We start from the raw sequence: 23,406 nt of genomic DNA, 5'->3' as shown, positions 1-23,406 counted from the left end.
ACCACGCACCAGCACAGGAGGCCCGCGACGTGAAGCCCGCCGCGTTCACCTACCACCGCGCGCACGACGTCGCCGACGCCGTCGGCCTGCTCACCGACCTCGCCGCGGCGGGCGGCGACCCCAAGGTCATCGCGGGCGGACAGAGCCTCATGCCGATGATGACCTTCCGCCTCGCCCGCCCCTCCGCGCTCGTCGACCTCGGTCCGCTGCGCCGGATGCCGTCCATGACGACGATCCGCGCCGACGGCGACCACCTCACGCTCGGCGCCCTCGTCACCCACCACGCCGTCGAGGCCGCCGCGCTGCCGGCCGGCTTCGCCGTCCTCGCCCGCGCGATGCGCTGGGTCGGGCACCTGCCCATCCGCAGCCGCGGGACGGTGGCCGGGAGCCTCGTGCACGGCGACGCGACCGCCGAGTGGTGCCTGCTCGCGCTGCTGCTCGACGCCGTCGTCGTCGCCGAGGGCCCGTCCGGGCGCCGCGAGATCCCCGCCGGCGAGCTCTTCCACGGCTTCTACGCCACGGCCGTCGATCCCGACGAGGTCGTGGTCGAGGTGCGCTTCACCCGTCCCGCCCCGCACGCCGCGCTGACCGAGTTCGCCCGCCGGCACGGCGACTTCGCGATCGTCGACGCCGCGGTCGCCCTCGATCTCGACGGCGGGTCCGTGACCGGCGGGCGGGTCGTGCTGGGCGGCGTCGCGCCCGCCCCCGTGCGGGTGCCCGAGGCGGAGGCGGTGCTCGCCTCCGGTGGCGAGGTCGGGGACGCGCTCTGGTCCGCCGTCGCCGACGCGGCCGCTGCCGCGGTCGATCCTCCGGACGACGCCGCCACCACCGCCGCCTACCGACGGCGGCTGACGCGCACGCTCGTCGCGGACGCCTGCCGGGACGCTGCCGGGGGCCGCCGATGACCGCCACCGACGTGCCCGAGGTCCGCACGCCCGAGCCGCGGTTCGAAGGACGGCGGGGCCGCTGGGTCGGCGCCTCGATCCCCCGCCACGAGGACCCCCGCCTGCTCACCGGGCGCGGCCGCTTCGTCGACGACATCGCCCTGACCGGGATGCTGCACGCCGGCTTCGTGCGCGCGACCGTCGCGCACGCGCACGTCACGACGATCGACCTGGCCGCCACCCGCGCGGTCGGGGGCGTCGTCGCCGCCTACGACGCCGCCGACCTCGCGCTCGGCGACATCGTCGCCCTGCTCGACCGGCCCGCCGAGGAGTTCACCCCGACGGCGATGCCGATCCTCGCCAAGGACAAGGTCCGGTTCGTCGGCGAGCCGCTGGCGATCGTCATCGCACGCGACCCCTACGCCGTCGAGGACGGCATCGAGGCCGCCGTGGTCGAGTACGAGACCCTCGACGCGATCGTCGACGAGGAGACCGCGCTGCGCGCGACCGCCCGGGTCCACGACGAGGCCCCGGACAACGTGCTGCTCGACGTGTCGATGTTCGACACGCCGGGCGTCGACGAGGCGTTCGCTCATGCCCACGTGACCGTCGAGGTCACCACGCACAGCGGCCGGCAGAACGCGCTCCCGCTCGAGACGCGCGGAGTTGTCGCGTCGTGGGACGCGCGCGACGACCAGCTGCTCGTCCAGACCTGCACCCAGGTCCCCCACCAGGTCCGCACGCTCGTCGCGCGCTGCCTCGACGTCCCCGAGCGCACCGTCCGCGTCACCGTTCCCGACATGGGCGGCGGCTTCGGCCAGAAGTGCGTGGTGGGCCGCGAGGAGGTCGCGGTGGCGGCCGTCGCGCGGCGGCTGCACCGCCCCGTGAAGTGGATCGAGGACCGTCGCGAGGCGCTCACCGCGGGATTCCTGGCCCGCGAGCAGACCTACCGCGCCCGCGCCGCGTTCGACGCCCACGGGCACATCACCGCGCTCGACGTCGACGTCGTCTGCGACATGGGCGCCTACTCCTGCTACCCCTTCACCGCGGGCATCGAGCCGCTGATGGCGTCCGCGGAGATGCCGAGCGTCTACCGCGTCCCCGCCTACCGCGTGCGTGGCCGGGCGCTGACCAGCAACAAGGCCCCGACCGCCCCCTACCGCGGGGTGAGCCGCCCGCAGTACGTGATGGCGATCGAGCGGGTCATGGAGAAGGCCGCGCGGGCGCTGGACCTCGACCCGGTCGAGGTCCGCCGGCGCAACGTCATCACCGAGTTCCCGTACACCGGCGTCAACGCCGTCACCTACGACCCGGGGACCTACCGCGAGTCGCTCGACCTCGCGGAGGCGACGATCCGGGACGAGGGCTGGTACGACGTCCGCGCGTCCGACGACCGCGCGATCGGCATCGGCTTCTGCTGCTTCTCCGAGCGCACCGGCTACGGATCCGAGGCGTTCGCCAAGCGGAAGATGACCGTCGTCCCCGGCTTCGACCTCTCCGAGATCCGGATGGACACCACCGGCGCGGTGGTCGTCACCAGCGGCACGATGAACCACGGCCAGTCCCACGAGACGACGTTCGCGCAGATCGTCGCCGACTGCCTCGGCATCGACGTCGACCGCGTCAAGCTGCGCCAGGGCGACACCGAGCGCATCGCCTACGGCTGGGGGACGTTCGCGTCGCGGTCGGTGACGATCGGCGGCTCGGCGGTCGCGCTGGCATCGGAGCGGCTCGGCGAGCTGCTGTGCCGGATCGCCGCGCACCTGCTCGAGACCAGGCCGGAGAACGTCGCGATGGACGGCGACGGCGGAGTGGTCCAGCTCGACGACCCGTCGCGGCGCCTGACCTACGAGGAGATCGCCGACGTCGCCTACCTGCGCAGCCACCTGCTGCCCAAGGACGTCGAACCCGCCCTGACCGCGACGGCGAGCTTCGACGTCCCCGGCGACGGCACGTTCTCGAACGCCACGCACGCCGTGGTCGTCGAGGCGGACCGGGGCACCGGCGCGATCCGCATCCTGCGCTACGTGTGCGTCGAGGACTGCGGGGTGGTGATCCACCCGCAGGTCGTCGACGGGCAGTGCCGCGGCGGGATCGCACAGGGTATCGCCGGGGCCCTGTTCGAGGAGGTCACCTACGACGAGCACGGCGAGCCGTCGGCGGCGTCGTTCATCGACTACCTCGTGCCCACCGCGACCGAGATCCCCGACGTGTCGATCTCCCACCTCGAGACCCCGTGCGCGTTCACCGAGAACGGGGCGAAGGGCGCCGGCGAGGGCGGCACGATCGGCGCCCCCGCCGCGGTGCTCAACGCCGTCAACGACGCGCTGCGCCACACCGGCGTCGAGCTCGACACCACCCCGATCCATCCCCGGACCGTGCTGAGTGCTCTGGAGGGCGGGCTGTGAACGATCCGCATCTGCTGTCGCTGACGGTCAACGGGACCGAGGAGGAGGTCGTCGTCGAGCCGCGCCGGACGCTGGCCGACGTCCTGCGCCACGAACTGCGCCTGACCGGCACCCACGTCGGCTGCGAGCACGGCGTGTGCGGGGCGTGCACGGTGCTCGTCGACGACGCCCCGGTGCGCGCCTGCCTGATGTTCGCCGTGCAGGCCGAGGGTGCCGAGGTGCGCACGGTGGAGTCGCTGGACGACGGAGGCCGGCTCTCGGACCTGCAGCAGTCGTTCTCCGACCACCACGGCCTGCAGTGCGGCTTCTGCACCCCCGGGTTCCTGATGCTGGCCGAGGGGGTGCTCGCCGAGTCGCCCGACGCCGGTCGCGAGGAGATCCGCGAGGCGCTCTCGGCGAACCTCTGCCGCTGCACCGGCTACCAGACCATCGTCGACGCGGTGCACGCGACGGCGACGTCCCGACGGGAGACCACCGCGTGATCCTGGACAACCACCTCGCCGTGCCGGCCGCGCCGGACGACGTCTTCGCCCTGCTCAACGACGTCGAGCGGGTCGCGGGCTGCCTGCCCGGTGCGACGCTCGAGGGCCGCGACGGCGACGCCTACCGCGGGCGCGTGAAGGTCAAGGTCGGCCCGATCAGCGCCGCGTACGCGGGCACGCTGCGGTTCACGGAGGTCGTGCCCGATCAGCGCACGCTGCGTCTGTCGGCGCGGGCCAGCGACGCGCACGGGGCGGGTGACGCGGAGGCCGACGTCGTGCTCTCGGTGGCGGAGGCCGACGGCGGCTCGACCCTCGACCTGCACACCGACCTGCTCGTCCGGGGCAAGATCGCGCAGTTCGGGAAGGGCGCGATCACGACGGTCTCGAGCCGCCTGCTCGACCAGTTCGCCCGCAACCTCGCCGGTGAGCTGGCCGACGGCGCTACGGCTACCCCGGAGCGTGCGACGCCGCAGCCCGCCGCCGCCTCGTCGTCGGGCGATTCGCTCGACGGGCTCGCCATGCTGCTGCCGCCGAACGCCGGACGGTGGGCCGCGCTCGCCGGCGCTGCCGTGGTCGGCGTCGTCCAGGGCTACCTGCTCGGGCGACTGCGCGGCCAGCGGATGCTCATCGAGGAGCTGCGCCGTGACCGCTGAGCCCCTGCACGGCGAGGAGACCGACGCCGTCTACGACCGCGCTGGGTTCGGCGCCCCGGTCCCCCGCGGTCCCCGACCCGCGCTGGTCGTCGTCGACCTGACGCGCGGCTTCACCGAGCCCGCGTTCCCGTCGGGATCGGACCTGACCGCCGAGGTCGCGGCGACGTCGCGGCTGGTCGCCGCCGCCCGCGCGGGCGGGGTCCCGGTCGTCTGGACCGTCATCAGCTTCTCCCCCGCCGAGGCCGACGGCGACGCGGTCGCCTGGCTGCGCAAGGCGCCGGGGATGCGCGCGTTGCGCCACGGCAGCGCAGCGGTCGACCTCGACCCGCGCCTCGACGCTCGGCCGACCGACCCCGTCGTCGTCAAGAAGGGGGCCTCGGCGTTCCACGGCTCGTCGTTGGCGACGCTCCTGACGAGCCTGCGCGTCGACACCGCCGTCGTCTGCGGCGCGACGACGTCCGGCTGCGTGCGCGCGACCGCCGTCGACGCCGTGCAGTCCGGGTTCGACACGCTCGTCGTCGCCGAGGCCTGCGGCGACCGCGCGCGGGGACCGCACGACGCCGCCCTGTTCGACCTGCAGGCGAAGTACGCCGACGTCGTCACCCTCGACGACGCCGTGACCTATCTCGACGACCCCTTTCGGAAGGCCGACCGGTGACCGAACCCGCCACGCAGCGCGTCCTGACCCAGCCCGCGCTGGCCGACCTCGCCGACACCGCAGCGGTGAGCCGCTGGGTCCGGTCCGGGGACGTGCGGCTGCACGTCCTCGACCACGGGCCCGACGACGGGGTGCCGCTGCTGATCGTCCCGGGGATCACGAGCCCGGCGATCGCGATGGACTTCGTCGCCCGCGAGCTCACCGACCTCGTGCGTCCGCTCGTGCTCGACGTCCGCGGCCGGGGGCTCTCCGACTCCGGCGACGCCTACGACCTCGGCACCTACGCGGCGGACGTCGCCGCCGTGATCGACGGGCTCGGCCTCGAGCGCCCGCTCGTGCTCGGTCACTCGATGGGCGCCCGGATCGCCGCCGTCGCCGCCACCCGTCTGGCTCTGCGCGGCACGGTGCTCGTCGACCCGCCGATGAGCGGCCCGGGCCGCGGCCCCTACCCGACGACGCTCGAGGCGTTCCTCGGCCAGCTCGACCAGGCCCGTCGCGGCACCGACGCCGACGAGGTCGCGCGGTCGTGGCCGCGGTGGCCCCGCCGCGAGCAGGAGCTGCGGGCCCGATGGATGAGCTCGATCTCGCGCGACGCCGTCATCGCGACGCACGCGGGCTTCGAGTCCGAGGACTTCTTCGCCACCTGGCCCGCGGTGCCCGCCCCGACCGTGCTGATCCACGGCGGTGACAGCCCCGTGGTGACCGCCGCCGGCGCGAAGGAGGCGGCGGAGGCGAACCCACGGGCGTCCGTCGTCGAGGTCCCGGGGACCGGGCACATGGTGTTCTGGGACGACCCCGCGGCCGCGCTCTCCGCGGCGCGCGGGGCCCTGCAGTCCCTGCTCTGACCTACGCGGCGCGGGCGACGTCTCCGGGGTCGGCGACGGCCCCGGAGAGCAGCGCGCCGGCGCCCGGCACCCGGGTCTCGAGGCCCAGCGAGGACAGGATCCGGAACGTCGTCGCGGTCGCCGCGGAGAGGACCGGCATGCCGACCTCGTCCTGGACGGCCTCGATGGCCGGCAGGGACGGCATCTGCACGCACGCCGAGAGCACGAGGGCGTCGGCGCCGGTGAGGTCGAGCTTCTGGTAGTGCTCTCGCAGGTCGGCGGGGTCGAGCCGGGCGACGGCGAGGTTGTCCGGCACCTCGAGCGACAGGGAGTCGACGACGTCGATCCCGGCGTCGACGATGTAGTCGGCGACGGCCTGCGTCAGCGGCTTCATGTACGGCGTCACGACCGCCACCCGCTTCGCCCCGAGCGCGGCGATGCCCGACAGCAGCGCCCCCGCGGACGAGACGACCGGCGCCTGCGAGCCCTCGGCCCGCAGGGCGGCGGTGATGTCGTCCTCGGCGGTGCAGTGGTAGCCCGGCCCCTGCGCCATGATCGCCACGAGGCAGGCGGTGGCGACGACGTCCGGGCGCGCGTCGGCGAGCTCGGTCGCGGCCCGGGTGGCCTGCGCGTTCATGGCGACGAGCTGCTCGGGCGTCACGTGCTGCATGCGCGCGCGGGCAGCGTGGAAGACGAAGCGGTCGTCGGGAAGGACCTGCTCCCGCGCGGCGAGCATGCGCGGGAGCTCGGTCTCCATCGTCAGGTTGGAGCTCGGGACGATCATCCCGATGTGGTGATCGGTCATCGCGTCGTCACCGGCTTCATCTCGGGGATGGTCAGCTCACCCTGGTCGACGACGAGCTCGTCGTCCAGGTAGAGCGAGTTGCCGCGCATCGGGATGTCGAAGTGGCACGGCGTGTCGTTGGGGCCGCCGAGCTCGTTGTTCGGGCCGATCGAGAACATGACGTTGCCGTAGAAGCTGCGCAGCTCCATGCCCATCCCGCCGGGGAACTGGGTGAGCCCGTGCCAGTGGGCGCGCTCGTCGAGACCCCAGCCGACGTGGCTCATGCCGTAGCCGCGAGGGTCGTCGAAGCTCTTGATGTAGCTCGAGAGGAGCTCCGCGTCGAGACCGCCGCGGATGTCGCGGATGAAGCCCTGCTCGATCGTCAGGGTCACCGGCGTCTGCACGTAGGTGTTGAACGGCAGCAGGACGTCGCCCGGGGAGAGCACGATCTGCCCGTCGACGCCGTCGTCGGCGCCGCCGGTGAAGACGAACGCGGCCGGCCAGTGGTCCCAGCGGCCGGGGGTGTCGGTGTAGCCGTACTCGCTCATCGTCGGGTAGACGCCGAGGCGGTAGGTCACGTCGGTGCCGGCGGGACTGGTAATGCGCATCGACTGCGCCTTCGCCAGCAGGTCGGCGCCGTACTCGACGCGCTCGCGCAGCTCGGTGGTCGGCATCAGGCGGGCCAGCAGCTCGGGCGGCTCGACGGCCGTGAGGATCCGCGTGCCGGCGTCCTGGATGGCGAACTGCTCCGGGGAGAAGAGCAGGAACGTGCAGTCGACGAGCATGTCGACCGACTTCAGCGCCTCGACCGCCAGCGGGATGGCACCCAGCCCCGAGTCGCCCACCGCCCAGGCCCCGGACGCGCTGGACGGCGGCGGGAGGCGCAGGTGGAAGGTCGCCGCCCCGAGCTGCTGCGCAGCCCACAGGAACGCGTCGGCGTACTCCCCGCGCTCGGCGCCGCGGGTCAGCACCGCCACCGTCTCGCCCTCGTGCACCCCGGAGAGCCGCAGCTGCTGCAGGCAGATGTCGTTGAACAGGTTCTGGTCCATGGGTCGACCACCTCCTGTCTCAATCCGAGCACGTACTATCCGAGCACGCAAGGTCTGCAACGCAATCGTCATCGCCGGATCGGACCCTGCCTACGTGCTCCCGCCGCGGCGCGACTCCACCCAGTTCTGGTGGTGCTGCTCCCCACCAGGACTGGCGTTGGCCGGGGTGCTTGAGCGGGAGCCATGGAGAGATCGGCCATCGAGTGGGAGAAGGCGCTCCGAGCCGCACGAGGCATCGCGGCGCAGGACGACCCGGTCGGTGCCGAAGATCTTCGTCTACTGCCCCTGTGAACGCGACGCGCCGGCAGGCATCACGGGTCCGAGCGGTTCGTCTTGCGAGCGTGCTTTCCCGTCGGAGTTGGACCGTCCGGGGCGGCGCCTTCCACCCAGGAGCCGACCTGGGTGATCCAGCCACCGACAGCCTGACGGCCGCCCAACGCCGCTCGACCGGCTCTTCTACCGACCTCGCGCGCCGCATCTCGAAGGCCGGGGCTGCTTTCCGGCGCCCATGCCTCCAGCTGCTGAGCCCTTGCTCGAGCGAACTCGTCGACCGCCGCGTACAGCTCGCCTCCGCGTCCGGGCAGCCGGCTCCTCGTCCCGAACCGCACGCCGTCGAGCGGAGCCACGCGTGTGAGCGTCTTGATGGCTGCAGTGACCTCGACGATGAGTTCGCGATCCGCCAGCGCATTCTCGCTCAGCAGGGCCTTCGCGGCCTCGGCCTCCATCTCCAGTGCCTCGGGTTCCGCCACGCGGACCTGATCGAGTTTCAGCGAGCGCCACAGGAGTCGGCACTGCTCGGCGAGTACCAGCAGCCTCAGATTGCGCTGGAGCGTGCCCTCTTCGACCAGGCGATCCGCCGCCTGGAGCCTGTCGTTCGAGCCCTCGGCCAAGGGTAGGTCCCTGAGAACTCCACGCAGATACTGACGGACGCGGTCGGCGGACTGCTGAGCTGTCACCTCGTGTGTTGCTATCGACTCCCACGTGGTCCGCGAGATGGTCCCGGTGTGGTTCACCTGAGTGCGCGCATTGGCCAGGACGCGATAGAGCCCCGCGAGATTACCCGGCTCCGCGGCCTCGGTGTGCCGCTTCAGGTCGTCGACGTTCTTGGCGATCTCCTCGACGGTAGCGGCGATTGACTCGAGTGCCATCTCGATCGCGGCGAGAGCGATCAGGACCTCGGGCTGAGTCGCTGCTGCCGTCCTGGCCACAGAGGTGTTGCTGACGAACCGACCGGAGGTGACGTCGCGCGTGACGTACCGAAGTTCGCCACGAGTCGCAGCAGGCGTCGATATCTCCTTCCAGCGCTCCGCGCTCAACTCCACGTAGCGCTTCGCCGACTTCGCGCCCGCCGGCACGTCGAGCGAGTTGACACCCTCACGGAGAGCGCGGAGCGCGCCGAGGTCGAGCTCGCGTTCAGGAGCGAGATCGCGGATGAATTCGTCGACGCTCGCAACCTCACCTGCGATCAGAAGTCTTCCGTCCTCGGCCCAGGCGACGACCTCCTCACCCTCGTCTGCACCCTGTCCTTCGAACCGTTCGGACACGGTCCACCCCCTCGCGACTGACATCATGATCCATGACTCGGTGGAGTCGAGCAGCATCGAGTGCTCCGGAACGCGATACGCGATCCCACATCGCCGCCCCGGGCTTCACAAGATCGACATCGCTCGCTGAGCCTGTTGTTCGACCGCAGTCGACACGCTGTCGAAGCAGACGGCCGGCGCTCGCGTCATTTCGCTGTGCTCGGGTGTGGAGCAGTGGCGCTGTCGAGCAGCGACGTCGAGGCGGCCGCTGTGGTCGTCCTGCCCGGTGGAGCGACCCTCAGGTCCTGCTCTCCGCGTTCGGCCTCACCACGGCCACGATGCGCTCCACCACCTGGACCGGGTCCTCATGCTCCCAAAATCGAAGGACGGTCCAACCCAGACCCTGGAGATGACGATCGGTGTCACGGTCCCGTTCGACGTTCGTCGCGAGCTTCGCGGCCCACCAAGAGCCGTTCGCCTTCGGCGAGGTCCGGTGCTCGGGGCACGCGTGCCAGAAGCAGCCGTCGATGAACACGGCCACCTTGGCGCGGGTGAAGAGCATGTCAGCCCGCCGACGGGGCATGCCCGGCAGCGGAGCATCCACCCGGTACCGGAGTCCCCTGCGATGCGCTTCGCGCCGGACGAGCAGCTCGGCTGCGGTGTCGCGTCGGCGGGCTGCGCTCATGCGCTCGCTGACGGCCGGGGACGACGCGGTCGGCCTCTCCTCCATGCTCGATCCACCTCGCGTCCGTCGTCGTGTCGCCAGTCTCGCCCGATGATCGCCGGCTAGGTTCGGCGGGTGCCTCGAACCCTTCGACTCGTGGACCTCTTCGCAGGCTGTGGAGGCCTCACCCGCGGGTTTCTCGACAGCGCACTCCTGCCGGACGTCCGCGCCCGTTTCAAGGTCCTCGCCTCCGTCGAGCACGATCGGGCCGCGGCAGCCAGCTACGCCGCCAATTTCGGCCGCGACCACCTGTTCCACGTGGACATCAGGGAGTGGGACGACATCCCCTCGGCCGACGTCGTCATCGGTGGGCCTCCATGTCAGGGCTTCTCCGATCTCGGACTGCGCGACCCCGACGACCCTCGCAACACCCTGTGGCGGGAGTACCTCCGGACCCTCGCCCGGGTCCGTCCCGACTACTTCGTCATCGAGAACGTCGCGGCCTTTCTCCGGTCGCCCGAATGGGACCTGCTCCAGGGGCAGGTGGGACGGGGGCCGCTGCGTCAGTACGAGGTGAGCGCGACCGTGCTGGACGCCGCCGATTTCGGGGTCGCCCAGCGGCGGCGCAGAGCCGTCGTCATCGGTCGTCGGCTGTCCGTTCCTCCCCTTCCCCGTATCGAGCCGACCGTCCCGAAGGCGCTGCGAGCGACCGTCGGTGAGGTCTTCGACAAGCTCGAGCAGTGCGTCGGGGCTCCCGTGGCAGAGATGCCCCAGGCCATGTTCGAGTTCGAGGGCAGGGAACTTCCGGGCGCCTTCAAGACGTCGCAGTTGCACGTCACGCGTGAGGTGCAATCGATCACCCGTCGGCGGATCGAGGCGATCCCTCCCGGCGGTAGTCGGAAAGACCTCCCGCACGATCTCCTGGCGCCGTGCTGGCAGCGCCACACCAGCGGTCAGATGGACGTGATGGGCCGCCTGCGACGGGACCGGCCGTCCGTCACCATCCGGACCGAGTTCTTCAAGCCGGAGAAGGGCCGGTTCCTGCACCCCGAGGCCCACCGCCCCATCACTGCCGCAGAGGCTGCGGTTCTCCAGTCCTTTCCCCTGGACTACCAGTGGTGCGGGACTCGCGCCCAGATCGCCCGACAGATCGGGAACGCGGTCCCGCCCCTGCTCGCACGCGCCATCGGTTCGACGATCGCCCGCCAGTACGGCTGAGATCGCGTCAGGTCGCCACGGACGAGAAGTAGCCGAGCTTCGGGTCATCGGGAGTCCCGATCAGCAGAGCCCGGTCGAGGAAGGTGTTGTTGTACTCGCAGCTCGTCTCGGGCAGGAGCATGCACGCGTGGCAGGCCGCGAGGTTGAGCGCATCGGCACCTGATGCCTCCGCCTCGATGCACAACGGGTCGGCGGAGCACCACCGCGCCCGACGGATCGCGGACTCGAGCGACCGTCGCAACGCCTCCGGCTTCCCGCGTTCCACGAGGCCGCCGAGGCTGCCCGCGGAGTCGCTCGTCGCCGTGTAGACCAGGAGGCCCGCCATGCCCTCGGACACGTACAGGCGTTCCCGGAGCGAAGCTGCGGGATAACCGGCCTCCAGACTCCACTCGTTGATCAGGGCGTGCGCGAGGGAGTGCACGAGCATCAGGCGGCTCGTGACCGGCGACGGGAACTCGGCGAGGTCGATGCCGTGCTCGCGTTGGATCTGCTCGTGTGCATCGAGAACCTGCGCAGCGCGCTCGTGCGCCGAGCGCGGTCCCCGCACCTGCTCCCAGTCCTCGAGGCGGCCGGTGTCGAGCCGGAGGAACACACCCTCGCCGACGACCTCGACCGCGGGCAACCAGGGTGGACGCACATCCCCGTGGACCGGGACGACCCGAGGGTCACCGGCCCCCGCCGGCGGATCGACCCGCGTGAAACCGTGCAGGGCACGAACCTCCCGCAGGCGGTTCACCAGCATGGCGGGTTCCACGCCGGCGACGGGTCCTTCGTCAGCTGCCAGTTCCGTCTCGAACTCGTCGTTGGGCGTGGCGGTCTCGTGCAGGAGCTGCCGGTACTCCTCCTCCCGCAGTACGGCGGAGACGTCCGTGGCCTCCTCACCCTCGCCGTAGGCCTCGCGCTGTCGTATCGCGGCGATGATGTCCTCGACGGAGTACTGGTCGAGCGCGGGTACTCGCCGCACGAGCGTCGCGATCGTCGTATCGGGGAGGCCGGCCCACTCCTCGGCCCGATCGCCGAGAGCCCTGTGCAGCGCCTCGGTGAACGGCGGGATCGAGAGGGCCGAGCTCATGACCGCGAACCAGGCCGATGAGGAACCGCGCTGCAGCGCACGCGGCAGGGCGTCGCAACCCTGCTCGGCGCTGTCCCTGCCGAGCCACGGCCGACGGCCGCTGCACCGGTACCCGATGTCCCGCATCGCGCCCCGTCCGAACGATCCCTCCATCGAGGCGGACGCTCCGCAGCTGCACCGGATGACGATGGACCGCAATGCGGAGGTGCGCCCGCTGGAGGTGAAGGCGAGCCTGTGCGGGCCCTGACCCCGCTCACCACCGCCGCGGTTGCGGTGGACCCAGTCCCAGTAGGGGAAGTCGTCCAGATGGCCCTTGTCGCAGGCGACGACGAACCGCGAGGGGGTCAGCGGTCCACCGCAGGCCGAGCACTCGTTCTTCCTCGTCGCGTCGAACCGGCGGTACTCGGCGAGGTTGTACTCGCATCCGCCCGACCGACCGCTCTCCCCGCCCGGACACGTGTAGAAGTCCGGGAAGCGCCGGACGTGGACGCCGTCCGGATTCCGCTCCTCGTCACCCGGCGCCGGAGGACGGTGGAAGCCGGCGACGCGGAGACGCCGCTGCAGCCTGAACTCGTGGAGGTCGGGCTGCTGCGGAACCGCCCACCGATCGATCCCCGCGACGACGAAGGACTGCTCCTCGGCGGCGATGAGCGCACCAACCCCGTAGGTGGTCACCAGCTGAGCCCGGCGAACCCGTCCGACCGGATCGGGGCTGATGGACGGTCCTTCGTTCCGCGTTCGCGCTGCACCACGTCTCGGCATCACTGACGCTCCAGGAAGAGGGGGCACTCGACGTCCACGTCCCGCAGGCTCCACATCGTCGGCGTGGCGTCCGCGAGGTCCTCGTCCTGCTCGAACCCGCGCAGCAGGGCGATGTCCGGCTCGCGGGGTCCACCACCGAATTTCCGCTTCGGCTCGTACCGCAGTCGGGGATTGCTCTCGGCGAGGTCTCTCCATTCGAGGATGAACTCCTCGAGTTCCGCCACGACGTTCTCCGGCGACGGCGCCGACGGATCGTCCGCCCCAATGCGACCGGCGCGCTCGCCGATCAGCTTCATGAGCCGTTCGGCCTCCTCGTAGAAGGTGTCGATCGACGCCGCCGCCTCGTCGGCTCGCGCCCGAGGATCGGTCATCCGGAGCATGGCCACGAGGGCGGCGTGCAGCGCACGGTCCCGCGCCCGCGGCGCGAACGGCGTGACACTCGTCGACTCGACCTGCCGGTAGAGCGCCGAGTGGTACGGCACGAAGCTCTCGTAGTGCGAGCGGTCGCGGGACCGGGACGCGTTGTACATCGTGACGACGAGGCCGGGGTCGCGTCGACCCACGCGGCTCGTCGCCTGGATGTACTCCGCGGTGGCCTGGGGCTGGCCCATGACCGCCATCAGTCCGAGTCGGTCCACGTCGACGCCCACCGAGATCATGTTGGTCGCCAGGACCACGTCGAGAGGCGATGCCTGTTCGTGGCCGAGCGGGACGAAGAGGTCCCGCAGGCGAGTGGGCACCTCGCTCGACCTCAGGCGACTGGTCAACTCGCTCAGGTTGAGCTCGGTCGAGCGGTGGGGATCTCCGTCGCGCGACGCCAGCTGTCCCAGCCGCTCGACGACGTCGGCGTGGACCTGCAGCTCCGCGGCGGAGAGCAGTCGCAAGCTGCTGAAGTAGCCGACGAGGGTCCAGTAGGCATCCCGGACCGTCTCGGTCCCCTCGATCCTCCCGACATGGTGGAGCAGCGACGCATAGGTGCGGATGAGGAGGGTCGCCTGGCTCGTGCCGGGTGCGAGCACGCCGACGTACCGCCGCGTCGCCCTCCGGGCTGCGTCGGCCTCGACCGCGAACCACGAGTCCCGCGCATCGAGGCCCGGCGGTGGGAACTGCCGCGTCCGGCGATCGAAGAGGCTCAGCCCCTGCTCGTCCGAGCGACGGATCGTGGCGGTGGAGGCAATCACCTTGGGGTGATCGGAGGCGTGATCGACCGCACTCTCGTAGAGGCCGGCGAGAGTCCCCAGCGGTCCGCTGATGAGGTGCAGTTCGTCCTGCACGATCAGCTCGGGCGGCGGCGTTCCCACCGGGGTTCCCATCCGATTGAACACGGCGGCGACGTCCGGCTTCCACACCATCAGCGCGAACTTGTCGGACGTGGCGATGATCAGGGTCGGGTGGGCGTGGTAGATCGTCTCGTCGACGACGTGGACCGGGAGTCCGTCGGCGAAGTCGCAGTCGGAGGCGCGGCAACGCACGACGAGGCGCGTCGCGGGCTCGTCCACCTCATAGTCACGGTGGTCGAGCGGGGTGCCGCACCAGGGACAGGACGTCAGCTGGACCGGGTTCTGCTCGTCGAGCTGCTTCCCGACGGCGAGCTGGTCGAGTGCCTTCTTCGCCTCCTTCAACGAGTTGGGGGTGGCGGCCCGACCGACCCACATCCCGATGGAGACGGCTTCGGGGCCGAGGTCGGGCTCCCTGCGCCGCAGGATCTCCATGGAGCAGATCAGGGCGGCCGCACGCTCGAACTGCTGGAGGGTGAGAAGGCGCAGGGTGTAGCGCATGAGCACGGTGACCCCGGCTCCGCGGACGCCGAGTCGAAGCCGACGGAGGAAGGTGGTGAAGGCGATGAGCCCCAGGTAGGCCTCGGTCTTCCCACCGCCGGTCGGGAACCACAGGAGATCCGCAGTGTCCCGGTCCTCGTGAGCGGGATCGACGATGCCGCGAAGACAGAGGAGGACGAAACCGATCTGGAAGGGTCGCCAGCTGGGGGCGCCCAGATCGGGACGCCCCTGTCGACCGCCACGGATCCAGGCGGAACGAGCACGTTGGACCGCCATTGCCTCATTGGCGAGGCGGAACGCCCGCATGACCTGACCATCCGCCAGCAGCCCGATGCCGTCCCGCATCCGAGAGGCAGCGGCAGTGCACTCCTCGATGTGTTCGGCCGACATGGCCGCGTACGGGGTGCCGGCGAGCTCCTCGGCCTCCCGGCGTCTCTCCCCGACCCACCGTTCGTAGGCATCGACGAGCGACGACAGCCGCTCCCGGACCTCGTCGTCGGGGTCCTGGACGAGGCCGAGCATCGCGATGTCCCCGAAGTCCGGATTGGACTCGGTGAGCAGGACGTCCCGTGAGGGCACCCACGCCGTCGTCAGCGAGTCCGTGCGGGCCGCCTCTGCTCCGACCCGCCCCGCGGGGGGTGGTGTCCAGTCCAGCCACTCGACGGAGCACCCGTGACCGACGGCGAAGGTCGGCGCATGACGGTGCAGGAGTGCCGCCGTCATGACGTCGTCGTCCGCGACGTGGTGCACACGGGACCGGTCGACGATCGCGGGGGCCGCACACCACACAGCGATGCGCGGTTGGAACCAGCAGAACGGATCGGCGACCGACGCCTGGTCGACGTACGCGGTGTTGACCAGGCTGACCGTCAACGCCACGAATCCGTCGTCACCCGGAGGACGTCGCTTGATCCGCAGCTCGAGGCCCTGCTCCACCTCTCGTCGCTCGGAGTCGGTCCCCGCGACCTCGACCCGGAACGACTTCCTCGGGAGCGGCACACGCCTCCAGCGGACGGCCCCGTCGTCGACGCCGCGGCGCTCGGCCCGAGCGGCGGTCGTCACGCGACCTTGCGCGTCGATCGGTTCGTACCGAGCTGCATCGATGTCGAGTCGCACCTCGTCCGTCGCTCGCGGATCGACGGAGAAGGTGAGGCCCATGGCCGACGGCTTCTGCACTCCAGAGAGCGAGATACCCGTGTCGACGAGCTCGTCGGTGCCGAGTCGCGCCGGATCGGCGTCGTCCTCACGCGACTCGATCTCCTCGCGCTTCGCCTCGCTGCCCTTGCGACGCGCGTGGAGGACACCGGTCACGTAGGCCGCGAGCGGTTCCTCACCGAGGATCTCCTCCGGGCCGAGGGCGGGCCCCAGGAGATCGGCGGTCAGTCGGTCCGCGACCTCGTCCCGGAACGCGTAGTGACTCGCGAGGTCAGTCATCCGTGCCGCCCTTCGGATAATCGAACCAGGAGAGCCCGACCAGTCGCGGGACCCGTCGTAGCCCGAGATCATTGAGCCCGGCCTCACGACCGGCCGCGTCGCCCTCGACGACGGTCTCGATCCCGTCCACCCGGAACCCCTGGATCGCGTCGGGATATGACCGCACGCGGCTCCGCGATCCACGCTGCAGGAACGTCCGCAGGTGTTCACGGAAGCGCCGGGACGCCGCGCCGACGGGCTCGCCCTCGTACATCACGACGTACTCCGGTGCCTCGCCGTCCGGCACCACCGTGTCCATGCGCACCATCTCCACGGCATCGCCGACACCTATTCGCGCGGTGACGTCGTCCTGCGCCCTGTCCGCCGGCGCGGGGTCGCCGTGGAGGCCCGGTAGGGAGGCGGTGACATCGCCCGAGCCACCCTCCAGGCCGAGGCGCTGCCACGGCTGCCAGCCGTACCTCGCCCATCGGGCGACCTCTGCCGCTCGGCGGACCTGCGGGGAGCGGACCGGAGCCGCCGACCAGAGCTGCTCCCGCGATCGCGTCATCGCGACGAACAGGAGCCGGGCCTCCTCCCCCGAGTCCGCCGGTTCGAGGTGCTGCCAGTGGTAGTCGCACGGATCGACGACGACGACGACGTCGAACTCCAGACCCTTCGCCCGATGGAAGCTGCTGACCACGACGTCAGCGGCAGGTTCCGCGACCAGTTCGTCGGGAAGCCGGCCGTCGCGGACGGCGTCCCTGACCTGCACGAGGTCGACCACGCGACGGCCTCGGTCCCCGCCGACCCGGAGCAGCTGTGACCACGTCATGTCCGGCGAGGTCAGCGCGAGACGATCGGCGAGCGACTCGAAGCGCTCTCTCGTCAGCGACGTGCCCTGTGTGCGGTGCGCGATCTCCGCGAGCCACCCCGGTGCCATCCGGTCCGTCGAGGACCGGCGCAGCCTGTGCCGCACCCCCTCGCGGCGGAGTATCTCCGCGACGACGAGTGCCTCGCCGTTGGTGCGGCACAGCACGGCGGTCGACCCCTGAGGCTCGGCCAACATCGACAGGGCGAGAGCGTCGTCGATCGCCCCGATCGGATCGAGGCTCTCGAAGGTGTCGCGCAGTGACCGCAGGCGCCTCTGCGGCAGGTCGGCCCGTCGCAGGTCGTCCCCGTGCTTCAACGCACGGCGTGAGTCCCCTGTCCGGAACCGGAAGTCCTCGTCGAGCCGCAGCTCCGTCAGCGACGGGCACAGGGACCGGAGATCGTCGACGAAGCTCCCCTGCTCGCCGTCGCGACCGATCTGGAAACCGTAGATCGACTGGGCCAGGTCACCGACGAGGGTGAAGCCGCACTCGAACTCCGCGAGCAACGTCCGCACGAGTCGTCTTCTCGCCGCCACGAGGTCCTGGACCTCGTCCACAACGACGTGCCGGAGGTCACGGAGCACGTCCTGGGTGTCGTCCGCGAGGACGGCCGTCGCCTCGCGAATCCTCCGGTCGAAGTCGCCGTCGAAGCCGTCCGGTTCGCGGCCGACCTCGCGGAGAATCTCGAGCGCCCACGAGTCGAACGTCCGCACGCGCACCCGCGCCGGATCTCCTCCTAGATCGCGGAGACGGGCCGTCAGCGTGCCGACCGCAGCGCGCGAGAAGGTGAGGACGAGGAGCTCGTAGCCCGCTACCTCGCCGTCCTCGAGCAGGTGGGCGATGCGGTGGACGAGCGTGTGGGTCTTGCCCGTGCCGGGACCTGCCGTGACCAGCACCGTGGCGTCCGCGGGCATCTCGACCACACGGCGCTGCTCGTCGGTCAGAGCGACGGTCAGTGTCACCGGCCACCCGACCAGAGGTACTCGAAGCCCGACCAGGCCAGCTGGCCGTCGAAGTTCTCGATGTTGTCCTCGACGTCGAGGATGAGGCAGTCCGTCGAGCCACCGTTCTGCGGACCACGCAGGCCGCGACCGATCATCTGCTGGTACACGTTGGGGCTGAACGTCGGTCGGGCGACCACGACTGCCCGCGTGGCCGGCGCGTCGAAGCCCTGTGCGAGAACGCCGTAATTGGTGAGGACGCGCACTTTCCCCCGGCGATAGGACTCGATCGTCTGCCGGCGCTGTCCCGGTGGCGTGGCTCCGCTGATCGACGCGGCGGGTATGCGCCGGGCGTTCAACGACGCCGCCAGGAACTTGGCGTGCTCCACGGAGACCGCGAAGACGAGGACGGACCAGTCGGCGGGAAGACCGACGATCTCGCGCAGGAGGGTGTCGTTCCGGACCTCGTCCAGACCGAGTTGCGCCTCGGCGGACGCGGGCAGGGAGCCCAGCTGCTTGGCCTGGGCGCTCTGATCGTCCGACAGCGTCAGTGTCGATCCCTTGAGCCTCCGGTGCTCGACCCGCGCCAGAACCCCGAGACGTTGCAGGGCGACGGCGGCCTCCTCCTCGCCGAACAGCCCGTCGTCGAGGCGGGTCCCCCCGAAGCGCTCGACGAGATTCTTCGTCTCGGCCTCGTTGCGGCCACGGAAGGGTGTGGCGGTGAGCCCGATGAGCGGCCGATCGGTACGACGGGCCTGCAGGCTGAGCCCGAGCTTCTCGAAGATGCGCGTGTATCTCGGGGTCGTGCCGCGATGCGCCTCGTCGACAATGACGACGGAGGGTCGGCACAACCAGGCGAGGTCCTCGTTCCCGAGACGCTGATCGAGGGTCGCGTCCGTCGCGACGACGAGGTGCGTGGTGTCGTTGACGGCCACCACGTCGTTGCCGCCCCAGAAACGCGAGATCGTGAGCTGTTCCTCGGGGCCGACCTTGCTCCACACGAACTTCCAGCTCTGCACCGCCTGCTCGCACAGTTCGTTGGACTCGGCGATCCAGAGGATCGGCCCCCGGAGGGGTGCCGCTTTCACCACCCGGATCATCGCCTCGACCGCGACGCGGGTCTTGCCGGCGCCCGTGGGCAGTCGCAGGAGTGCGCGCCGAGGGACGGGCTCGAGGAGGAGATCCCGCATCCGAGAGGCCAGGGTCTCCTGGTACTCGTGGAGCGCAGGATACATGGTCGGCCCGGAGACGGTCTCGACGACCGGCGGGGCGGGGATGGACGCACCGGCGAAGTTGTCGGGCAGGCCGAGGTCCGCCACGAAGCGCCGGGCGCTCTCGGCTCCGACGTATGTCCGCGGCGCGTTGTCCGCCCGGGTCGCGACCTCGTCGGCATGTTCGCGCAGCAGTTCCGGACCGTGGGCGTCGATGGCGAGCTGCCCCACCTCGACCGGAGTGAGGGGGCGTCCCTTCCGTCGCCGCTCGGCCGCCTCGAGGCCCGCGGGCAGGCGGGCACGCAGCACGTCCTCCCCGAGGAGGCGGACGACCTTCTCCGGCACCGAGGAGGTCCGTCGGATGTCCTGGATCTTCCGGGACCGTGCCTGCTTGCGCTGGTTGTCGATGATGATCCTGCACTGTGGAAGGCCGAGCCCCAGCGACAGTTCCGCGTCGACGGCGCGCAGCGTCGCGAGGTCGTCCTCGGGTTCCGCCACCAGGACGGTCTGGCCCTGGCTCGCCCGCTCGAGAGGCTCCGAACGCACCCCCTGAGGCGAGTGCACGAGCCGTTCGAGGACCGAGCAGCGTTGGACGGACCAGCCCTCCACCCGGCTCTTCTTGATCTTGAGCGCAGGGAACAGGTCGAGGATGACCTCGGGCGCGGCCTGGGGAACGGTACGCAGCTCCTTCGTCACGAGGTCGCCGCCACGCTGCATACCCCACTCCTCGATGAGAAGTGCCACGTCCTCGTCCGTGGGAGCGAGGAGTGCCGGCGTCTCCGAGCGACGGAGCTCGTCGTAGTCCTCTCGGGATGAGGTGACCGCGATCTCCTCGTCCCTGTGCTGTGCCCACCTGTTGCCCACGCGGCACCAGGTCGCGATGTCCTCCGGCCACGTCCCGCCCTCCCGGAGGAGGAGCGCGTAGAGGCGGACCGGGGCCTCGTCCTGGTCGACGTGCGGCAATCTGTTCAGCGCTGCGCGCCAGACCGCAGGCGGAATTTTGGCGACCTCGGACGGCAGACGGATCACATCGGCGACGAGATTCCCAACGTCCGCAACAGGGAGGACGTCCCGGTACTCGTTGAGAGCCGGCCCCACGCTCTCAATGACCGGCCGGAGTCCGTGCGAGGTGTCCAGTCGACCGTGCTTGACCGCCATCCACGCGAGGGGCGAGCGGAACTGCTTCCTCGTCTGCTGCTGGCGGCCTACCTGGACCGACCAGTTCTGCACCAGACCGGCCGCCGGAAGGTGCTTGATGAACGCCGCCCTTCCCTCGTCGCTCAACCTCGGCAGGAGGCGGAGGGGGCCGGCGGTCGGCGTTCCCTCGACCTTCATCGTGGCCAACTGCGGTCGGCGTGCATCGGACGGCAGGGAGCGCATGAAGGCCTGCCAGGCCGCCTCCCGATAGTCCTCGAACCACTCCTCCCCGCTCGGATCGACCGAGGGCGCGGGCACCTCGAGCAGGCCGAGCGAGGACAGGACCGTGAGGTCGGAAGCGTGGAACGTCGTGTCGAGTGCGATGACCTTGTCGCGGCTACCGTCCGCCGGCACGACACGTCCGGGCCGGAGAATCTCTCGCAAGGGGCGGAACTGCCCTGCCACGACGCGGGCGCGGAGCTCGGCGAGGGCGCGCGGGCGCGCCTTCAGCACCTCGACCGTGCCCGATGGGCCCGCTTCACGGGTGAGGTCCCAGAACGCCTCCCACGCCTGCGTGTCGTAGCCCGCGAACCCGCGGTCGGCGGCGGCGGACAGTCGACCGTCGGCGTCCGCCTCGTTGATGCCCAGCGTCGCCAGTGCGGAATGGATGCCGAACTCCTGCAGCACGTCCGGGTGGACGTACACGATGTCGTCGGCCAGGGACTCCGCGCCGGACCTCTGGAAGACCGTTCCGGGGCGTGGCGCCACCAGCTCTCCGAGCTCGGTGAGCACGATCTTCGCGCGAAGAGCCCGGGAGGCGTACTCGTGCTCGCCGCGGGCAAGGCTCGCCGCGATGCGGACGGCCGCGGCGCTGCACGTCGGCTCCCTCGACTCGACCAGCGCCTCCAGCCACTCCTCGACCGAGGCCGCCGCACGGCCCGCGGCGGCGAAGATCTGCTCGACGCGGGAACGACGTTCCCTGGCCTCCAGAGCGGGATGCACCCACGCCGACGGCCTGCCGGGTGCCGCCGCCCAGATGTCGAGCAGCTCGCGATCCAGGTTGTCCGGGTGAAGACGGACGTCGGACGGACGCCGGAGTCGACCCTCCTGGTCGAGGACCGACGGCTTCTGCCCCGCGACGCGCCAGATCGCAGCCGTCAATCTCTCGTCGGCGAACTGCGGCGCCTCACGCCCGCGGCCGGGCAGGAAGGCGAGGTAACCGCCCGGCTCGTCGTCGTTCACGAGGTGCTCGAGGGAGTCCACGACCAGGTCGGCCGCGACACCGATGAGCTCTTCGTTGAAGGCGTTCCCGTCGAAGATCGCCTGGCGGTCCTCGGACGTCTTCCAGGGCGCGTTGAGGATGCCGCGGAGAAGAGTGGCGAACTTCGTCGGGAAGTACGACCAGAAGAGTCCCCGGGCCTGGGCGCTGCGGGGTACGGCCCAGCTGACGTCGACCGTCGGCCGGTCGTGCAGCTCTCCGGCCGTCGCGAGGGCGTCCTGTCCCGGCCGATGGGCCCGCGTGAACACCCGCCAGTGATGCTGGACGGTGTTGCCCTCGGGGCGCTCCTCCTCGATGACATGGTCGACCCCGGAACGGCGGAGGAAGAACTGGCGCTTCACGGGCGCACGCCGTCGGTCCAGCAGGGTGACGGTCCCGACGTGCGGGGAGAACAGGGGGAACTCCACGGGGAAGGTCCTGAGATCGTGCGCGAGCCGATCGTGGAGCCCCTGCCTGAGTGGAAGACGGACCACGGTCGTCGCCCAGGTCAGGAGCTCGTCCAGTACACCGTCGTCGGTGCGTTCCTCGTCGACGTCGAGCGCCCGCGCCATCCGGAGCACCGGTGTGCGCTCGGCGTCCGGCTGCACGCTGCGGATGCGCGCGGCCGACCAGGCGCGGTCGAAGCCGAAGGCGAAGAGGTCGCCATCGGACGTGCTGAAGAACTGCGGCGCATCACAGATCGCGAGAACCGACTTGACACCGACCCCGAAGCGCCCGATCTGCCCTCCCCGCTTCTTCGAGACGCTCATCCGGAGGATCGTGTCCGCGCCCTGGGGGGTCACCGGCTCGCCCTCGTTGGCGCAGTACAGGGTCTGCTCGGTCAGGACGACCGAGATCTCCCCGCCGGGCTGGCCGCGAAGTTCGTCGGCGGCGTTCTGGACGAGCTCGAAGATCTGTCGGTCCCCGTAGCCGCCCTGCTCGATCCGTCGCTCGTTGTTCGCGTGCTCCTCGACGAGCCCCGGGTCGACGCGGTACACGTCGAGAGCACGGGCCGTCTGTGCCTCGACGAGATCGAGGACCGGGTTCGTCGACGGGTGTTCCGCACTCATGATTTGCCTCCGTCGGCCGAGCTCGTCCTGGCCAGGTCGCGGGCCCTACGGGCGATCTCGATGCCTGCGGCCACCGATCGCCCGGTGGTGTCCTCGACCTCGGGACCGATCGGAAGCGCCTGCCATGAGCTCGGCCTGGCAGCGGGCGTCCCGACCCATCGCAGATAGCCTGTGCGGTCGTCCTGTTGGAAGCCCGTCTCGATCTCGGGTGGGCTCCCGGCGGTGACCAGATTCAGGACGCGAGCGAGCTCGTTGACGTCGGCAGCCGTGCCGGCGGTCCCCTCGGTGGCCTCGGGGACGAGGACGTCGAGGAGTCCCAGCGCGAGGGAGCGGCAGCGGACGAGCGGCCGGTGCAGGTAGCTGTTCGGAAGATCCTGGAGGACGAAGGCCCGTTCGACGGTGCTGTAGTCCGCGCCGTTGCGGAAGAGCTCGGCTCCCCACCAGAGCCGTGCGAACGCCTGCTTGTGGATCGGACCGACCAGGCGATCGGTCGCGACCTCACCGTTCGCGTCCGCCCACCGCCACTGGACCACCTCGAGCTGTCGGTTGGCGATCCAGGCCCAGCTCAGGCGGTCCGCGGCCTCTCGACGAGTCAACCTCAGGGCGTAGTGCAGCCGCGGCGCGAGCCAGCGGTCCGACGCCGACCGGTCGTCGTCCCAGGCGCCGTCGACCCGACGTCGGACGAACTCCACCATGAGCTCGTCGAACAGATCGATCGACACCGGGGCCCCTCCACGGAGCACCGGCT

At 70.9% G+C, this 23,406-nt stretch carries 16 protein-coding genes; 7 read left to right on the top strand and 9 right to left on the bottom strand.

Annotation, left to right across the window (positions count from 1 at the left end; translation table 11 throughout):
- Positions 1-29: 29 nt before the first annotated feature.
- From ACQPYX_RS09115 to ACQPYX_RS09090, 6 genes are read left to right on the top strand one after another with little or no spacing between them, the layout of a single operon-like run.
- Positions 30-905 carry an FAD binding domain-containing protein gene (locus tag ACQPYX_RS09115; protein WP_433802577.1) on the top strand — a complete coding sequence of 292 codons (876 nt, stop codon included), beginning with the start codon at positions 30-32 and terminating at the stop codon, positions 903-905.
- Positions 902-3,292, top strand: a complete 2,391-nt coding sequence (locus ACQPYX_RS09110; RefSeq protein WP_433802576.1) for a xanthine dehydrogenase family protein molybdopterin-binding subunit — start codon at positions 902-904, stop codon at positions 3,290-3,292. The genes ACQPYX_RS09115 and ACQPYX_RS09110 overlap by 4 nt, the downstream gene beginning before the upstream one ends.
- Entirely contained in the window at positions 3,289-3,774 is a 486-nt protein-coding gene (locus tag ACQPYX_RS09105; RefSeq protein WP_433802575.1) for a (2Fe-2S)-binding protein, read from the top strand. The genes ACQPYX_RS09110 and ACQPYX_RS09105 overlap by 4 nt, the downstream gene beginning before the upstream one ends.
- Entirely contained in the window at positions 3,771-4,427 is a 657-nt protein-coding gene (locus tag ACQPYX_RS09100) for an SRPBCC family protein (protein ID WP_433802574.1), read from the top strand. Before ACQPYX_RS09105 ends, ACQPYX_RS09100 begins: the two co-directional genes overlap by 4 nt.
- The gene (locus ACQPYX_RS09095; RefSeq protein ID WP_433802573.1) at positions 4,417-5,085 is read left to right on the top strand and encodes an isochorismatase family protein; all 669 of its coding nucleotides are present in this window, start codon (positions 4,417-4,419) and stop codon (positions 5,083-5,085) included. Before ACQPYX_RS09100 ends, ACQPYX_RS09095 begins: the two co-directional genes overlap by 11 nt.
- Positions 5,082-5,930 carry an alpha/beta fold hydrolase gene (locus ACQPYX_RS09090; RefSeq protein WP_433802572.1) on the top strand — a complete coding sequence of 283 codons (849 nt, stop codon included), beginning with the start codon at positions 5,082-5,084 and terminating at the stop codon, positions 5,928-5,930. The genes ACQPYX_RS09095 and ACQPYX_RS09090 overlap by 4 nt, the downstream gene beginning before the upstream one ends.
- Position 5,931: 1 nt before the next feature.
- Here the strand turns inward: ACQPYX_RS09090 and ACQPYX_RS09085 are convergent, their stop codons facing one another.
- The 4 genes from ACQPYX_RS09085 to ACQPYX_RS09070 form a co-directional block, all read right to left on the bottom strand.
- Positions 5,932-6,714: a maleate cis-trans isomerase family protein gene (locus ACQPYX_RS09085; protein ID WP_433802571.1), complete on the bottom strand. Its 783-nt coding sequence runs from the start codon at positions 6,712-6,714 to the stop codon at positions 5,932-5,934.
- Complete coding sequence (locus ACQPYX_RS09080) at positions 6,711-7,742, bottom strand: leucyl aminopeptidase (RefSeq protein WP_433802570.1); 1,032 nt, start codon at positions 7,740-7,742, stop codon at positions 6,711-6,713. Before ACQPYX_RS09080 ends, ACQPYX_RS09085 begins: the two co-directional genes overlap by 4 nt.
- Before the next feature lie 311 nt (positions 7,743-8,053).
- Complete coding sequence (locus ACQPYX_RS09075; protein ID WP_433802569.1) at positions 8,054-9,343, bottom strand: hypothetical protein; 1,290 nt, start codon at positions 9,341-9,343, stop codon at positions 8,054-8,056.
- 220 nt (positions 9,344-9,563) lie between these two features.
- Positions 9,564-9,995, bottom strand: coding sequence for a very short patch repair endonuclease (locus ACQPYX_RS09070; protein ID WP_433802568.1), 432 nt, complete (start codon positions 9,993-9,995; stop codon positions 9,564-9,566).
- Between the two features lie 90 nt (positions 9,996-10,085).
- On the opposite strand from ACQPYX_RS09070, the gene ACQPYX_RS09065 reads away from it, so the two are divergent.
- Entirely contained in the window at positions 10,086-11,147 is a 1,062-nt protein-coding gene (locus tag ACQPYX_RS09065) for a DNA cytosine methyltransferase (protein WP_433802567.1), read from the top strand.
- A gap of 7 nt (positions 11,148-11,154) precedes the next feature.
- Here ACQPYX_RS09065 and drmB read toward each other — a convergent pair whose 3' ends face one another.
- From drmB to ACQPYX_RS09040, 5 genes are read right to left on the bottom strand one after another with little or no spacing between them, the layout of a single operon-like run.
- Positions 11,155-12,981, bottom strand: a complete 1,827-nt coding sequence (drmB, locus tag ACQPYX_RS09060; protein ID WP_433802566.1) for a DrmB family protein — start codon at positions 12,979-12,981, stop codon at positions 11,155-11,157.
- Positions 12,981-16,193, bottom strand: coding sequence for a helicase-related protein (locus ACQPYX_RS09055; RefSeq protein ID WP_433802565.1), 3,213 nt, complete (start codon positions 16,191-16,193; stop codon positions 12,981-12,983). Before ACQPYX_RS09055 ends, drmB begins: the two co-directional genes overlap by 1 nt.
- Positions 16,186-18,003 carry a UvrD-helicase domain-containing protein gene (locus ACQPYX_RS09050; RefSeq protein WP_433802564.1) on the bottom strand — a complete coding sequence of 606 codons (1,818 nt, stop codon included), beginning with the start codon at positions 18,001-18,003 and terminating at the stop codon, positions 16,186-16,188. The genes ACQPYX_RS09055 and ACQPYX_RS09050 overlap by 8 nt, the downstream gene beginning before the upstream one ends.
- Positions 18,000-22,658 carry a sacsin N-terminal ATP-binding-like domain-containing protein gene (locus tag ACQPYX_RS09045; RefSeq protein ID WP_433802563.1) on the bottom strand — a complete coding sequence of 1,553 codons (4,659 nt, stop codon included), beginning with the start codon at positions 22,656-22,658 and terminating at the stop codon, positions 18,000-18,002. Before ACQPYX_RS09045 ends, ACQPYX_RS09050 begins: the two co-directional genes overlap by 4 nt.
- Positions 22,655-23,380 carry a DUF6339 family protein gene (locus tag ACQPYX_RS09040; protein WP_433802562.1) on the bottom strand — a complete coding sequence of 242 codons (726 nt, stop codon included), beginning with the start codon at positions 23,378-23,380 and terminating at the stop codon, positions 22,655-22,657. The genes ACQPYX_RS09045 and ACQPYX_RS09040 overlap by 4 nt, the downstream gene beginning before the upstream one ends.
- Between the last annotated feature and the right edge of the window lie 26 nt (positions 23,381-23,406).

It is taken from the genome of Actinomycetospora sp. CA-084318 (assembly GCF_050955885.1).
GTDB lineage: Bacteria > Actinomycetota > Actinomycetes > Mycobacteriales > Pseudonocardiaceae > Actinomycetospora.
The sequence above is the reverse complement of the archived record's forward strand: the minus strand, read 5'-3'. Positions and strand labels throughout refer to the sequence as shown.

Excerpts from the sequence above, each read along its gene's own strand:
- ACQPYX_RS09110 (WP_433802576.1), top strand. The coding sequence starts at position 902 with ATGACCGCCACCGACGTGCCCGAGGTCCGCACGCCCGAGCCGCGGTTC.
- ACQPYX_RS09085 (WP_433802571.1), bottom strand. The coding sequence starts at position 6,714 with ATGACCGATCACCACATCGGGATGATCGTCCCGAGCTCCAACCTGACG.
- ACQPYX_RS09080 (WP_433802570.1), bottom strand. The coding sequence starts at position 7,742 with ATGGACCAGAACCTGTTCAACGACATCTGCCTGCAGCAGCTGCGGCTC.
- ACQPYX_RS09075 (WP_433802569.1), bottom strand. The coding sequence starts at position 9,343 with ATGCTGCTCGACTCCACCGAGTCATGGATCATGATGTCAGTCGCGAGG.
- ACQPYX_RS09070 (WP_433802568.1), bottom strand. The coding sequence starts at position 9,995 with ATGGAGGAGAGGCCGACCGCGTCGTCCCCGGCCGTCAGCGAGCGCATG.
- drmB (WP_433802566.1), bottom strand. The coding sequence starts at position 12,981 with ATGCCGAGACGTGGTGCAGCGCGAACGCGGAACGAAGGACCGTCCATC.
- ACQPYX_RS09055 (WP_433802565.1), bottom strand. The coding sequence starts at position 16,193 with ATGACTGACCTCGCGAGTCACTACGCGTTCCGGGACGAGGTCGCGGAC.
- ACQPYX_RS09045 (WP_433802563.1), bottom strand. The coding sequence starts at position 22,658 with ATGAGTGCGGAACACCCGTCGACGAACCCGGTCCTCGATCTCGTCGAG.